This is a genomic window from Mesorhizobium sp. M1227 (genome assembly GCF_040318315.1).
In the GTDB taxonomy this organism is placed as follows: domain Bacteria; phylum Pseudomonadota; class Alphaproteobacteria; order Rhizobiales; family Rhizobiaceae; genus Mesorhizobium.
Map to the genome: position 1 here is coordinate 1 of NZ_JAMYLZ010000037.1, position 15,442 is coordinate 15,442.

A 15,442-nucleotide genomic window follows, 5' to 3' on the forward strand; every position below is an offset into this window, starting at 1 on the left:
ACCGTCATGTGTCCGCCGCTCCGCTAAACACGGGGGCTGCGCGGCGGACACGCCGATGTCACCGCAATGCCACGCCATTTTGCAGAACTTGACGCACACAACTCCGCGAAAGCGCCACCCGCGCAGGGCCTTCTATAAGAGACCAAACGGCGCCTCCCAGGCGCTTCCTATAAGAGACTAAAGAGAACCCATAGAGACAGACGTGTGATTGGGGATTTCGGCCGGGGCCAGGCGCTTCGTTGACTTCACCCGCCGTGACAGGCAAATGTCATGGCCACAACAAGAACGACAAGCCGTTCCGCCCCGGGGAAGAAGCAGCCTTTCTGGATGCCAGACACGGAAGATGTCATAGCCGACCTCGGCAACGAGCCGCCGCTGATCGCGGACGGCCGCAGCGGCCCTCCCGACCGGCGCGAGGTTTCGGCGCGCTGGCTGTCGGGCACCTTCCTTACCGGCGTGACCTCGAGCGTGCTGATGGGCGTGGCGCTGTTTGCAGCGCTTGACGGCCGCCAGCAGTTGGCGACGCCACCCGAGATCGCCGAACTGATCAGCCTTGCCAGTGGCGACGATTCCGGTGAGATCGCCAAGACGACACGGCTGGTCGCGCCGCGCCAGATCGCCAAGGCCAAGGATCGCCGGCGCATGGAAGTGTCGATGGTGACCAAGGTTGGCGACCGCGACGTCATCCACACCATGCCTTTCGTGCAGATCAAGATGGCGCTTGCCGCCGGTCACACGACCAGCCGGGCCTATCCGCCTTTCGACCCGATGCAGGTGTTTGGCAATGGCGACGACAATGCCGGCCAGCCGGCAGCCGCCGCCGCCAGCCAGATCTATGGCGCCAAGGTCGAAAGCGAGATGAGCTTGAAGACCGTCGATTTCCCGATCGAGACGGCGGCCTTCGACGAAAAGAGCGACCTTTCTGCCGACGAGGTGGAAAAGGTCGTGCGCCAGGCCGGCACCGATCTGAGCGACGGCGCTGTCCAGGTCGCTTCGCTGCATTATGTCGACCCACAGCGATTCGGTGACGGCTTCGCCGAAAGCATGGCCGGCTCCTATGACGTCAAGATCGTCCCGGAAAACGTCTCGGTGTCGCCGCGTGCCGCCATCGACGACCAGGCGCCGGCTTTCGCCGAGGAAATCATCCCCTTCACCAAGGATCTCGACATTGCCGAGGCCTTCGCTGATTCGGGCTATACCGGCGAGGATGCCACCGGAATGGCCGAGGCGATCGCCAAATTGCTGAATGCGACGGCCCTCAAGGCAGGAACCGTGCTGCGCGTTGGGCTTGAGGTCCATGGCGACGCCGCCAAGATCGTTCGCACCAGCGTGTACGACAGGACCCAGCACATCGTCACCATCGCACTCGACGACCACGACCAGTACGTGCCGGCGCAGGAGCCGGAGCCAAATCCCGAATTGCTGACGGCGTTCGACGATTCGCCTGCGCCCGTGGTGCGCGGCAATCTGCCGAACGTCTATGACGGCATCTACCGCACCGCCTATTCCTACGGCATGTCCAAGGCGATGACGCAGCGGCTGATCAAGTTGCTGGCGTCCGGTGTCGACTTCCAGTCGCGCCTCAATCCCACGGATCGTATCGAGGTGCTGTTCTCGCAGCCCGATGGCGACGACCAGGCGTCTGACGAATCCGAGCTGCTTTACGTCTCCGCGACTTTCGGCGGCACGACGCGAAATTTCTACCGTTTCCAGATGCAGGACGGCAGCACCGACTACTTCGACGAAAATGGTAGCAGCGCCGAGCAGTTTCTGCTGCGCAATCCGTTGCCCAATGGCCGATTTACGTCAGGGTTCGGTGCCAGGCGCCACCCCATTTTGGGGTATGTGAAAATGCATACCGGCACCGACTGGGCAGCTCCCGTGGGATCGCCGATCATTGCCGCGGGCAATGGCGTCGTCGAAAAAGCCGGCTGGGCCGGTGGCTATGGCAAGCAGATCATCTTGCGTCACGCCAATGGCTACGAGACGTCCTACAATCACCAGAGCGCCTTTGCCAAAGGCATCGAGCCGGGTGTTCGCGTTCGCCAGGGTCAGGTTATCGGCTATCTCGGCTCAACCGGCCTCTCCACCGGTCCGCATCTTCATTACGAACTGATCGTCAACGGCACAAAGGTCGATTCGATGCGCGTCCGCCTGCCGGTCGGCAAGACGCTCAAGGGCGACGACCTCGTCGCCTTCAAGCGCGAGCGCGAACGCATCGACGACCTGCTCAAGCAGGAAGACAGCAATCAGTTGAAGGTCGCGAGCGCCAAGATCGAAGGCTGAGCCGACGTTTTTTCGTCGTCAGCCGTGCTGATTCGCCGTGTCGCGCGCCCATGGCAGCCGCTCGCCGGAAACCGTCGTCCACGCGGCGATTGCCGAAAGCAGGCAAAGCACCGCGGTCACCGCGGCAACGGCGGCGAATGCCGCGTCGCTGGCGGCAAGTCGTGCCGCATCGAGGCCGGGCGCCAGGCCGGCTGGCGGCGGTTCGCCGAAGCCCGGAATGCCGGAGCCGGCAGCGGTGCCGAGCACGCCAGCATAGACCCAGGCCGCCAGCGATCCCATCGCCGCCACGGCAATCAGGCCGCCGATGCGCGAGACGGCGTTGTTGATGCCCGAGGCCGCACCCGTATCCTTGTCCTCGACCGCCGTCATGACGGCGGTCGCCAGCGGCGATACCACCAGCGCCATGCCGAACCCCATCAGAGCCATCAGCGGGAATACCCCGATCCAGAAATTGTGGATGCCCCAATAGGCCAGCAAGGCAAGTCCGGCAAAGGCAAGAGCCACAACCAGACTGCCGCTGGCGATCGGAAAGCGAGGCCCGATGCGGTCGGACCACTGGCCGACCGGTCCGGACAACACTGCGATCAATGCCGAAAGCGGCAGGAAGATGAAACCGACCTCGGCCGCGCTCAGCCCCCATCCGGCGATCATGAGCATCGGCAGATAGAAAAGATTGGCCGACAGCGCGAAATAAAGGAAGAAGGTCGCCACATTGGCGCCCGCGAACGCGCCGATCCGAAACAACGACAGATCGATCATCGGCTCGCGCCGCCGGCCCTCGAAGACGATGAACACGACGAGCAAAACCGCACCGGCGGCAATACTCGGGCCGGACATCAGCCCCTCCCCGTCGCCACTGATCGAGGTCAGACCGTAAGCGAGAGCTCCGAACGCCGATATGGCGAGTGCAGCGCCGCCGAGATCGAGGCTGCGGTTTTCCACCGGCGCGTCGGCAGGGACCTTGGCCAGCAGAAGATAGACCGAGATAAGGCCGAGCGGCAGATTGATGGCGAAGATCGCCCGCCAGATGCCGTCGCCGAACGCCGACAGCACGAAGCCGCCCAGCACCGGGCCGAGCGCCGTCGTCAGTGCTGATGCTGCGGCCCAGATGCCGATCGCCCGGCCGCGTTCCTTTTTCGGATAGGCTTTGGCGATAATGGCCAGGCTGCCCGGCACCATGATGGCCGCTCCGACACCCTGGATAGCCCGAAACGCAATAAGCACCGCCGGGTTAGGCGCCAGCGCGCAGGCAAGCGAGGCGGCAATGAACAGGACGATGCCGGCGACGAAGGAGTGGCGCAGGCCGAAGCGATCGCCGGCGGCGCCGCCGACGAGAATGAGGGCTGAGAGTGTCAATGCGTAGGCATTGGAAATCCATTGTGCCTCGGCGAGGCTGGCGCCGAGGTCGACGCGGATCGCCGGCGTCGCAATGGCCAGGACCGACCCGTCGATGAAGCCGAGCGCAGAAGCCAGGATCGCGGCGATCAGCACGAACCGCCGCTGCGCCTGCGGACAGAACGTATCGGCGGGAAGTGAGCCGGTCAGGGGAACGGCGCCGCTACCGACTTTGGTTGGCGTGTGCATGCCGCCTTACCTAGATCGCCGGCGCGCCGGCGACAACCGGCCAGCAGACTGTTCTCGTTGAAACCAGGTCCAACCTGGCCACACAGGCAGGATCACGCCGCTCAGGGTGCAAACGGCAAGTGCCGTGCTAAGCTTCTCGCAGCGCTACAGACAAGGGGGAAATACCGTATGAAACGGCCGCTCGAACCCTCGGCGGAAGGACGCGGGCGCGTCGTCGGCATCACCGACGGCGTGTTCGCCATCGCGCTCACCCTGATCGTCCTCGAGATCAGGGTGCCGGCGCATGAAACGGTGCATTCCGAACGCGAGTTGATCACAGCGATCACAGCACTGGCGCCGCGCTTCCTGACCTATGCGCTCAGCTTCCTGACGCTGACCATCTTCTGGTTCGGCCAGCAGGCGCAACACGGGCTGATTGCAAAATCCGACCGGCGGCTTGCCACGCTGAACCTCTGCTTCCTCGGCTTCATCGCCTTGCTGCCGTTCTCGACCGACCTTCTCGCCGACTTCCTCGAATTCAGGACTGCGGTGCTCGCCTACTGGTTCAATCTTTTGATGCTCGGACTGACGCTGCTCACCAGTTGGCGCTACGCGGACAAAAACGGATTTCTGGCCGAAGGTGTCGACGCGGAGACCACCCGAACGGTCTATCTGCGCATCGTCAAGGCACAGATCCTGTGGGCCGTCGGCGCTGCACTTTGCCTGATCAGCCCGTTGCTCAGCGTCGGCTTCATCCTGGTGGTGCAGCTGATCTATGCCGCAGCGCCGCGCGCGCCACTGCTGCGCAAGGTCATCGGGTGATCCGGGCGCGGGCGTTGCGCTTTAATCGACGAACTCCACGATAACGCCGGGCGTCACGATCTTGGCAAGCTCGCGCGCGTCCCAATTGGTCAGCCGCACGCAGCCATGGCTTTCGGTCTTGCCGATCTTGGACGGATCCGGCGTGCCGTGGATGCCGTAGGTCGGCTTGTCCAGCGCAATCCAGACCGAGCCGACCGGGCCGTTCGGCCCCGGCGGGATGGTCAGGATCCTGTCGTTTTCGCCCTGCTTGAAATTGATGTTCGGGTTGTAGGTGTAGTTCGGGTCCAATGCGACACGCGACACCGCATGCGTGCCGGACGGCGACGGCGTGTCGGACGAGCCGATAGTCGCCGGATAGGCTGCGACCAGCTTGCCCGCCGCATCATAGGCGCGGACCTGCTTATTGGACTTGTCGGCGATGATGCGCGCCACCGGCGTCGCCACCAGCCTGCCGAAATTGGCGACCTTGATGATGGTGCCCGGACGATTGAAATTGGCGTCCGGATTGAGCTTGTTCAGATAGGTTTCATCCATATGGAAGCGCTCGGCCAGCGCTTCGGGTACCGACGTGTAGCCCATCCGATCGAGCTGGGCCTTTTGGCTGTAGTCCTCCGGTATCGAGGCGACATAGGGACCGGCCGCATCCTCGGGCGTGATCGTATATGAGGCGAAGGCATCGCCGCCGGATTGCGCCAGGGCCGCCTGGATGCCGATTGCGTCGGTCGATTTCAGATTGCTGCCGGTGATCTCATTATAGGCGGCGAGCGCCTTGTCGACATTCGAGCCGAAGCGTCCGTCGATGACGCCGGGCGATGCACCGGCACGGTCGAGCAGCACCTGCAGTGCCGCCACGTCCTCGCGGGCGCCGAGCGCAAGCGACGGGTCGACCGCCGTCTTGCCGCCAGTGCTTGGCGGCGGGGCTGTATCTGGCGGTAAGGCCGCCTGCTCGTTCGGCCCCGTCGGCTCGACCGGCTCGATCGAGGCCTCGTTGAGCGGCTGGCGCTCGATGGTGCGCGGCTTTGCCTCCGGATAACCATTGCCGTAGCCGTCATCCCGTGGCGCTTCGGGGAAGGCTTCCACCGAATTGTCGCCATTAAGATCGTAGTCGTCGGCCGGCGGCACGATGATCCTGCCCTCGTCTTCCAACTGCCTGCGGCGGTAGCGCGCCATGTCCTGCGGGTCGTCGAGATAATAGCGGTCGTCCTCGACCGGTCCGAGATTGCGCAAGCGCTCGCGGCGCAAGGCACGGCGGTCGAGCCTGGTCTGCGGCGGCTGGATGGCGATAACCTTGCCGGTCTCCGCATCGACGATGACGCGGTTTCCCCTGGCGTCGTAATAGATGTCGAGATTGCCGTTCTGGGCGACAAGAATGCCGCCGCCATTGGCGGCACGAACCACCCGTGGCGCGGTATCCACTATTGGCGAGGCCATCGCATTCGACGCCAGCAGCCCGGCAGCAAGCGCTGAAAGGGTGAAGATGGTGCGCAACATGATGGCCAAATTCTCCGGTCCGTAATTGCCGCCGCCGGCATTGTCTCTTCAAAGCGCCGCGCGTCTTTTTCGACGCGCAAAGGACGCTCTAACGCTTTAAATCTCCGCATCGTGCTTTGCGAAAATCAAAACTCGATTTCGGGCCGATGTGGTAGGCGAACCCCTTCGCCAGCAAATCAGTTGCCAACGATAAGGTTCCAATATGAACCGGGCATGAAGATGGCGGATTTCTGACCGATTAACCGGCAGCGAGTCCCAATTCCTTGCGCGCCTGCTTCGTCAGCTTCAGCACGACAAGACGGTGGCTTTCGCGCAGGTAATCCTTCAGCGCGCCATCATCCATGCTTTCGCCGGTCTGGCGCTGGATCCATTTCATGCCGCGTGAGGCAAGATAGGGCGCGGGCCGAAGGCCCGGCTGCTCCCTCAGCACGTCATAGGCGATGTCGGAGCATTTGAAGGTAACGAACGGCTCCTTGCCCTCACTCCAGCCGCCGATCGCGAAGACCTTGCCGCCGACCTTCCAGACATGGGCGCCGCCCCACTGCACGACATGGGTCGCCGAAGGCAGCGAGGCGCAGAAGCTGTTATAGTCGTCCAGCGTCATCTGCGCCCCGCCAGTGATGTTGGACCATGAACCGAAGGCCGGCGTAACAAAAGGGTATGCCGGTTTTTCGGAAAGGATCATGGTCGAGATTGAAGATAGGAATTCCATCCCGATTCGATCGGGATGGAACAAGCTCTTGGCTTGAGCTCAGGCAGCCGCCTCGGTTGCCACGACCGCGGGCTTCGAGCGGAAGTTCAAGCGGTCGGAGCCGGCGGTGACCTTGACGGTTGAGCCGTCGAGGATCTCGCCGAGCAGGATCTTTTCCGCCAGGGGGTCCTGCAATTCCTTCTGCATCACCCGCTTCAGCGGCCGCGCGCCATACGCCGGGTCGTAACCCTTGGCCGCCAGCCAGTCGATCGCCTCCTGATCGAGCGAAAGCGATATCTTGCGGTCAACAAGCAGGTTTTCCAGCCGCTTGAGCTGGATTTGGACGATCTGGCCCATATCCTGGCGGCGCAGCCGGTGGAACAGGATCACCTCGTCGATGCGGTTGAGGAATTCCGGCCGGAACGAAGCCCTGACGACATTCATCACCTCGTCGCGCACGACGTCGACATCCTGGTCCTCGCCGAGATTGACCAGATATTCGCCGCCGAGATTGGACGTCATGATGATCAGCGTGTTGCGGAAGTCGACCGTGCGGCCCTGCCCGTCGGTCAGCCGGCCGTCGTCCAGCACCTGCAGCAGCACGTTGAAGACATCAGGATGTGCCTTCTCGATCTCGTCGAACAGCACGACCTGATAGGGCCGGCGCCGTATCGCTTCGGTCAGCGCGCCGCCTTCCTCATAGCCGACATAGCCGGGAGGCGCGCCGATCAGCCGGGCGACCGAGTGCTTCTCCATGAACTCCGACATGTCGATGCGCACCATGGCGCTCTCGTCGTCGAACAGGAAGCTGGCCAGCGCCTTGGTCAATTCGGTCTTGCCGACGCCCGTCGGCCCGAGGAACATGAACGAGCCGAGCGGCCGGTTCGGGTCCTGCAGACCCGCGCGGGCCCGGCGCACCGCTTTCGACACTGCCTGCACCGCCTCGCCCTGGCCGACGACGCGCTTGCCGACCTCGTCTTCCATGCGCAACAGCTTGTCGCGCTCGCCTTCCAGCATCTTGTCGACCGGGATCCCCGTCCAGCGCGAGACGATATGGGCGACGTGATCGGGGCCGACCACTTCTTCGACCATGCCGGCCTTGCCATCCCTGGCTTCGGCCTGCTTCAGCTGCTTTTCGAGTTCCGGGATCTTGCCGTAAGCAAGTTCGCCGGCGCGCTGGAATTCACCTTGGCGCTGGGCGATGGCAAGTTCGTTGCGCGCCTCGTCGAGCTGTTTCTTGAGGTCGGCGGCAAGCCCGAGCTTCTGCTTCTCGGCCTGCCATTTCGAGGTCAGCTCGGTCGATTCCTCCTCGAGGTTCGAGAGTTCCTTCTCGAGCCGCGCGAGCCGGTCCTTCGAGGCATCGTCCTTCTCGACCTTCAGCGCCTCGCGCTCGATCTTGAGCTGCATGATGCGGCGGTCGATCTCGTCCAGCGCCTCGGGCTTCGAATCGACCTGCATGCGGAGCCGCGACGCGGCCTCGTCGACCAGGTCGATCGCCTTGTCCGGCAGGAAGCGGTCAGCGATGTAGCGGTTGGACAGGGTTGCGGCCGCGACCAGTGCCGAATCCGAGATGCGCACCTTGTGGTGCTGCTCGTATTTCTCTTTCAGGCCGCGCAGGATCGAGACAGTGTCTTCGACCGTCGGCTCATTGACGAACACCGGCTGGAAGCGGCGGGCAAGGGCCGCATCCTTCTCGACATGCTTGCGGTATTCGTCGAGCGTGGTTGCGCCGACACAATGCAGTTCGCCGCGGGCGAGCGCCGGCTTCAGCAGATTCGACGCGTCCATGGCGCCATCCGCCTTGCCGGCACCGACAAGCGTGTGCATCTCGTCGATGAACAGAATGATGCCGCCGGCGGCAGACGTGACTTCGGAAAGCACCGCCTTCAGCCGCTCCTCGAACTCGCCGCGGTATTTGGCGCCGGCGATCAGCGACCCCATGTCGAGCGCCATCAGCTGCTTGTCCTTGAGCGATTCCGGCACATCGCCATTGACGATGCGCAGCGCCAGCCCTTCGGCGATCGCCGTCTTGCCGACGCCGGGTTCGCCGATCAGCACTGGGTTGTTCTTGGTGCGGCGCGACAGCACCTGGATGGTGCGGCGGATTTCGTCGTCGCGGCCGATGACCGGATCGAGCTTGCCCGCGCGGCCGTCCGCCGTCAGGTCGCGCGCGTATTTCTTCAGCGCGTCGTAGCCCTGCTCGGCGCTCGCCGAATCGGCAGTGCGACCTTTGCGTACGTCGTTGATGACCTGGTTCAGCGCCTGCGGCGTGACACCCGCCTTGGACAGGATGTCGGCGGTCTTGGCCGATTTTTCCATGGCCAGCGCCTGCAATAGCCGTTCGACGGTAACGAAGCTGTCACTGGCCTTCTTGGCCAGTTCCTCGGCGGTCGAAAACACCTTTGCCAGCGGCTGCGCCAGATAGAGCTGGCCATTGCCGCCCTCGACCTTGGGCATTGCCTCCAGTGCCGTTTCGACGCCGAGCTTGACGTCACGGACATTGCCGCCGGCGCGCTCGATCAGCGACGCAGCCAGGCCCTCGTCGTCATCGACAAGGACCTTGAGGATATGCTCGGGGGTGAATTGCTGGTGATTGCGGGAAAGCGCCATGGTTTGTGCGGACTGGATAAAGCCGCGCACGCGCTCGGAATATTTTTCAAGATTCATGCCTGTCTCCTTCCGTCACCGGCCCGCTTCGCGGCACCGGATCAGATTGCGGTGACGGACCCGCCCGTTCGAGCCGGATCCTGTTCACGCAAGATATGGGACGCAAACCACGGACCCTCAAGACGCCTCGACACTGGCGAATGCATAATATTCCGAGCGCGCAAAGCAAAAACGGCGGAGATTTCTCTCCGCCGCCTGGGGTAAAGGATGCGCTAAGATCGACTGAACGTTTTTCCGATCAATTCTCGACGTCTGCGATCACAGCTTGACCGTCGGGGCCTTCAGCCGGCGCTGCATCGACATTGCCAGCGTCGGTATTGCCAGTCTCGGCATTGCTTGTCTCGGCACTGCTTGTCTCGGCACTGCCAGTCTCGGCACTGTCAGGGCCGGCGTTGTCGTTGCCGCCATTTGCCTGTTCGACATCGAGGCGCGGGCGACGCGGACGCCTGGGGCGGCGGGCCGGGCTGTTTTCGGCCGCGGCTTCGTTGAGCTCGGCCTGGGCGGCGAGACCCGCCGGCGAAAGGTTGTCGAATTGCGGTGCGGGCTCGCTCACAAAGACCGGCCCAGCGGCCGGCACGGGCTCCGCCTGCGCCGGCGTCTCGTCGCGCCGTGGCTGTTCGGCGCGCTGGCCACCCTGCTCGCCGCGCGCGCCATACTCGCCGCGCTGGCCGTTCTGGCCGTAACCGCCATTGGGGCGACGGTCGCGGTGGCGTCCGCCATTGTTGTCGCGGCCGCCCCGATTGTCGCGGCTGTTTTCCTGGTTCAGAGCCAGCTCGGCCGGCGTGCCATCGATGACCGGCTGCGGGCCGGCACCGTGATTGGCCGCCGAACCCGACGTCTCGTTGGCATTGTTGTTGCCGGCATTGTCGAACTCGTCGCGATCCTCGTCGCCGTCATCGTCGAAATCATCGCGATTCTGCTGCGCGTTCTGGATCGGCATCTGCGCCTGAGCGGCTGCGATGATGCGGTTATAGTGCTCTGCATGCTGGAGATAGTTTTCCGCCATCACCCGGTCGCCGGAGCTTTGCGCGTCACGGGCAAGGGTTGCGTACTTCTCGGCAATCTGCTGAGCCGATCCGCGGATCTTCACGTCCGGGCCGTTGCTCTCATAGTTACGCGTCAGGGGATTCGGCCCCTTACGATTGTTGTTGTTATTGTTGTTGCCGCCGCCGCCATTGTTGTTGCGACCGCGCATGCGCCTGTTTTGCTGTTGTGGCCTCATTAGACTCTCTTCACTTTGAAATTTTCGAAAAACTCTTCACGAACGGAGGCGCTCATGCAGCCAGCCGTTTCGTTCCTTCACCGGCGTTCGCCCGCATCAATTGCGTTGGCGCCACGTGCCATCCTGTTCCGGTTACTTCACTTGCCGGACGATTCCCGCACGAAGCTTGGGCGTCGTTTGCGCAAGAAGGCAGCTATTTCCAAGGAAAACCGAATCGCTAAGAGCACTGCCTGCTTCGTCTCATCCGGTTAAGGCGACCCTAGCCGCATTCCCCGGTATTGCCAAGCGCTTTTTTCGCACTGCATCACGGCTTCCACCGTTCGAACACAAGAACTCTGTCGTTTCCGCCGAGATCACGAAACACCCCGACCGAACGGTACCCGGCCGCGGAGAATATCTCCGTAACCTGTTGGTGCTGCGTATGGCCGATCTCGACCGCAATCCTGCCTTGGACTTCCAAATACGCTGCCGCTCCCGCGGCGATCTTCCTGTAGGGGCTCAGACCGTCCACACCACCATCGAGGGCCTGGCGTGGATCGAAACCGCGGACCTCGTCCTGCAGATTTCCAATGTCGTCTGAAGGTATATAGGGAGGGTTTGCGACAATTACATGGTACCGGCCAGAAACTTTTTCAAACCAGTCGGATTTGAGCGGCGTGAACCGGTCGGCGAGCCCCAATTCCTCGGCATTACGCATGGCTGTGGCCAGCGCCCCCTGCGAAATGTCGACGCCGGTGGCGGTCGCGGCCGGAACGGCGCTGAGCAGCGCCAGCGCGATGGCACCGGTACCGGTCCCTAGATCGAGGATGCGGCAGTCGCCCTCGCTTGCCGCCATTGCCTTGACGAAGGGCAGTATAGCCTCGACCAGCGTTTCGGTATCCGGCCGCGGCTCCAGCGTTTGCGGCGAAAGCGAAAGGCGCAAGCCGTAGAATTCGCGGTAGCCAAGGATCCGGTGTACCGGCTCGCCGGCGATGCGCCGCCGCAAGGCGGCTTCGATTACCGCCGTCACGTCCGTATCGACAGCGCGCCCGGGATCGGCGATGGCCTGCGTGTGACTGGTGCCGGAAAAATGCTCGACGATCAGCCTGGCATCGAGCGCCGGATCCGCGATCCCGGCTGCGGTGAGCCGGTTTCGCGCTTCCCGCAGCAGCGGCGCCAGCGTGGCGGGCAGGCTGTCAGCCATCGATGCCGATATCGGCGAGCAGCTTCGACTGGTGATCGGCGATCAGCGCGTCGATGATCTCGTCGAGTTCGCCCATCATCACCCGGTCGAGCTTGTAGAGCGTCAGGTTGATGCGATGATCGGTGACGCGACCCTGCGGAAAATTATAGGTGCGGATGCGTTCCGAGCGGTCGCCCGAGCCGACCTGCGACTTGCGCGATTCGGAACGTTCCTCGTCCGCCTTGCTGCGCTCGAGGTCGTAGAGCCTGGCGCGCAGGATCTGCATGGCCTTCGCCCGGTTCTGGTGCTGCGACTTTTCCGCCTGCACCACCATGATGCCGGTCGGCAGATGGGTGATGCGCACGGCCGAATCGGTGGTGTTGACGTGCTGGCCGCCGGAACCCGAGGCGCGCATCGTGTCGATGCGGATGTCTTCGGCCCTGATGTCGATGTCGACTTCTTCGGCTTCCGGCAGCACCGCGACCGTCGCCGCCGAGGTATGAATGCGTCCGCCCGCCTCGGTCGTCGGCACGCGCTGCACCCGGTGCACGCCGGATTCGAACTTCAGATGGGCAAAGACGCCCTTGCCCGAAACGGTGGCGATGATTTCCTTGTAGCCGCCGACCTCACCCTCGCTGGCCGACACCGTCTCGAAACGCCAACCATGCGCCGCGGCATAGCGCTCGTACATGCGAAACAGGTCGCCGGCGAAAAGCGCCGCCTCGTCGCCGCCGGTGCCGGCGCGGATCTCGAGGATGGCGTTCTTGTCGTCGGCGGCATCCTTGGGCAACAGCAGGATTTGGATGTCCTTCTGCAGCGCCTCGATGTGATGCTTGACCCCTGGCAGGTCGGCCTCGGCCAAGGCCCGCATCTCGGCGTCGGTGCCCTTGTCGGCGAGCATCGCCTCCAGATCGCCCTGTTCGTGCTCGGCGGCGCGCAGCGCCCTGATCTTTGCCACCATCTCCTGGATGTCGGCATATTCGGAGGCCATCCTGACATAGGCGTCCGGCGCTGGCCCGGCCGACATCTGCGCTTCGAGCATGTCGAAACGCTTGACGACTTGATCCATACGGTCGCGGGGCAGGTTGATCATGGCGAAGTCTATAGCGGTATAGAGCGGTCGTCGGCAAAGGCTTGCAGCAGCGCCCGCATCGGCAGGCCATGCGCCGGCGCCATCAGATTATCGTCGAAGAACGCTTCCAGTTCGCTGAGCGGCAGTTCCGTCAGCATCGCCTTGACCGGGCCGATCGATGCCGGCGACATCGAGATCGAGCGATAGCCAAGGCCGATCAGCGCCATCGCCGAGATCGGCTTGCCGGCCAGTTCGCCGCACAAGGTCACCGGCGTCTGGTTGCGCGCCCCGGCGTCGGCAATTTGCTTCAAAACACGCAGGAACGGCGTCGACAGCGGGTCGAAGCGGTCGGACAATTGGGTATTGCCACGGTCCACCGCCATGACGAACTGGAACAGGTCGTTCGAGCCGACCGAGACGAAATCGACCGCCTTCATCAGTTCGTCGAGCTGGAACAGCAACGACGGCACCTCCAGCATCGCCCCAAGCTTCAGGCTGGTCGGCAAATGATGGGCAAAGCGCGACAGATGCCGCACCTCGCGATCGATGATCTCGCGCGCCTGCGCGATCTCGCCGAGTTCCGTCACCATTGGCAGCATCAGCTTCAGTTCGCGCCCGCCGCACGCCTTGAGCAGCGCGCGGATCTGGGTGCGCAGCAATCCAGGCCGGTCGAGCGTCAGGCGGATGGCCCGCCAGCCGAGCGCCGGATTTTCCTCCTGGATCGAGCCCTTGAAATAGGGCAGCACCTTGTCGCCGCCAATATCGATGGTGCGGAACGTCACCGGCTTGTCGCGCGCCGCCTCGAGCACGTCACGATAGAGCCGCTCTTGGGCTTCGGCGCGCGGAAAGGTCGAAGCGACCATGAATTGCAGCTCTGTGCGGAACAGGCCGATGCCGGCCGCACCCGCTTCGGCCAGTTGCGGCAGATCGACCGCCAGCCCGGCATTCATCAGAAGATCGACCTGGACCCCGTCCTTGGTCACCGACGGCTTCTTGCGCAGTTCGCGGTAGACCTCCTGCCGCCGCGCCCTGAAGCGCACTTTCTCGGCATAGGCCGCCTCGAGGTCGGGCTGCGGGCGCAGATGGATCGCGCCTTCCTCGCCGTCGACGATGATGGCATCGCCGTTTTCCGCCATGGAAACGGCGCCCTTCATCTGGCCGGCGACCGGTATGCCCATGGCCCGCGCCACGATGACGACATGGCTGGTCGCCGCGCCGTCCTCCAGCACCAGCCCGCGCAGTTTGTCCCTGGGATAATCGAGCAGCTCCGCAGCACCCATCGAGCGGGCGACGATGATGGCGTCCTTGGGCAGCGAGGCCGCGACGTCCTCCGGTCCGCGCCCCATCAGCTGCCGCAGCAGCCGATTGGCGAGATCGTCGAAATCGCTCATCCGTTCGCGCAGATACGGATCGGTCATGTGCAGCATGCGGGCACGCATGTCGCTCTGCACCTTTTCGACCGCCGCTTCGGCCGTCAGGCCGTTGCGGATCGCCTCCTCGAGCCGGCGCACCCAGCCGCGGTCGTTGGCGAACATGCGATAGGCTTCGAGCACCTGGCGATGCTCGCCCTCGAAGGCGACGTCGCGGCGCTCCAGCATGTCGTCGATGGAGAGCCTGAGCGAGCCGAGCGACGCGTCGAGCCGCCTGACCTCTTCCTCGCTGTCCTCGTTGAAAAGATTGGTGACGACGATGCGCGGCTCGTGCAGCACCACATGGCCGAGACCGACGCCTTCGTTGAAGGACAGGCCGGTAAAGCTTACCGGGCGGCGCAGATCGAGCTCGAGGCCGGGCCTTGTCAGCCGCTCCAGATCGCCGGTGGCGATCATCTCGGCGATCACCATCGCCGTTGTTTCCAGCGCCTCGACCTCGTCGTCGCGATAATGGCGCATGGTCTTGTTCTGCACGACCAGGACGCCGAGTGTCCGCCCTGCCCGCAGCACCGGCACGCCGAGGAAGGAATTATAGATTTCTTCCCCTGTCTCCGGCAGGTAGGCGAAGGCAGGATGCTCCTGTGCATTGGAGAGGTTGAGCGGCCGCGCCGAGGCCGCGATCGTGCCGACCAGGCCTTGGCCCAGCCTGAGCTGCGCCAGGTGGACGGCGTTCGGGTTCAGGCCTTCGGTGGCGTAGAGTTCGAGCACCGAATCGGCGCGCAGCACATAGAGCGAGCAGACCTCGGCAACCATGTTGGAGGCGATGTCGCGTACGATTCGGTCAAGCCGCTCCTGCGGCTCCAGCGGCTCTTGCATGAGCTCGCGGAGCCGTTTCAGCAAAACGCGCGGGCCACTGGCCGAATCACGCATCGCGGCTTCTTCCTCCAATAGCATTTCAACCGGTGCAGGTTGCCCTGCACAGCGGCACAAACGCAACAACTCAATTAGAGCGCCGTGCGTCCAATTGGACGCATAAAGGCCGCTCCAAGGCTTTCGATCCGGCCTTCCGAAAATTGCCGCCGATTTTCGGGCCGAT

At 63.6% G+C, this 15,442-nt stretch carries 10 protein-coding genes; 2 read left to right on the top strand and 8 right to left on the bottom strand.

Features of this window, described 5'->3' with window-relative positions:
- Positions 1-327 precede the first annotated feature (327 nt).
- Positions 328-2,286: a M23 family metallopeptidase gene (locus tag NKH28_RS28385; protein WP_352980938.1), complete on the top strand. Its 1,959-nt coding sequence runs from the start codon at positions 328-330 to the stop codon at positions 2,284-2,286.
- Positions 2,287-2,304: 18 nt separating this feature from the next.
- Here the strand turns inward: NKH28_RS28385 and NKH28_RS28390 are convergent, their stop codons facing one another.
- Complete coding sequence (locus NKH28_RS28390; RefSeq protein WP_352980939.1) at positions 2,305-3,870, bottom strand: MFS transporter; 1,566 nt, start codon at positions 3,868-3,870, stop codon at positions 2,305-2,307.
- A 168-nt stretch (positions 3,871-4,038) separates the two neighbouring features.
- On the opposite strand from NKH28_RS28390, the gene NKH28_RS28395 reads away from it, so the two are divergent.
- On the top strand, positions 4,039-4,671 hold the full coding sequence (locus tag NKH28_RS28395; protein WP_352980940.1) for a TMEM175 family protein: 633 nt from the start codon (positions 4,039-4,041) through the stop codon (positions 4,669-4,671).
- Between the two features lie 21 nt (positions 4,672-4,692).
- On the opposite strand, the gene NKH28_RS28400 is transcribed toward NKH28_RS28395, so the two are convergent.
- The 7 genes from NKH28_RS28400 to ptsP all read right to left on the bottom strand — a co-directional run bounded on the left by NKH28_RS28400 (position 4,693) and on the right by ptsP (position 15,276).
- Complete coding sequence (locus tag NKH28_RS28400) at positions 4,693-6,162, bottom strand: L,D-transpeptidase family protein (RefSeq protein ID WP_352816560.1); 1,470 nt, start codon at positions 6,160-6,162, stop codon at positions 4,693-4,695.
- A gap of 238 nt (positions 6,163-6,400) precedes the next feature.
- Entirely contained in the window at positions 6,401-6,766 is a 366-nt protein-coding gene (locus tag NKH28_RS28405) for an MmcQ/YjbR family DNA-binding protein (RefSeq protein WP_352456638.1), read from the bottom strand.
- A gap of 147 nt (positions 6,767-6,913) precedes the next feature.
- Complete coding sequence (clpB, locus tag NKH28_RS28410) at positions 6,914-9,520, bottom strand: ATP-dependent chaperone ClpB (RefSeq protein WP_352980941.1); 2,607 nt, start codon at positions 9,518-9,520, stop codon at positions 6,914-6,916.
- 238 nt (positions 9,521-9,758) lie between these two features.
- Positions 9,759-10,715 (bottom strand): DUF4167 domain-containing protein, encoded by a 957-nt coding sequence (locus NKH28_RS28415; protein ID WP_352980942.1) that lies wholly within the window; start codon positions 10,713-10,715, stop codon positions 9,759-9,761.
- A 331-nt stretch (positions 10,716-11,046) separates the two neighbouring features.
- Positions 11,047-11,925, bottom strand: a complete 879-nt coding sequence (prmC, locus tag NKH28_RS28420) for a peptide chain release factor N(5)-glutamine methyltransferase (protein ID WP_352816566.1) — start codon at positions 11,923-11,925, stop codon at positions 11,047-11,049.
- Complete coding sequence (gene prfA / locus NKH28_RS28425) at positions 11,918-12,997, bottom strand: peptide chain release factor 1 (protein WP_352491802.1); 1,080 nt, start codon at positions 12,995-12,997, stop codon at positions 11,918-11,920. The genes prmC and prfA overlap by 8 nt, the downstream gene beginning before the upstream one ends.
- Before the next feature lie 8 nt (positions 12,998-13,005).
- A complete protein-coding gene (gene ptsP, locus NKH28_RS28430; protein WP_352471315.1) occupies positions 13,006-15,276 on the bottom strand; it encodes a phosphoenolpyruvate--protein phosphotransferase in 2,271 nt (756 codons plus the stop codon).
- Positions 15,277-15,442: the final 166 nt, after the last annotated feature.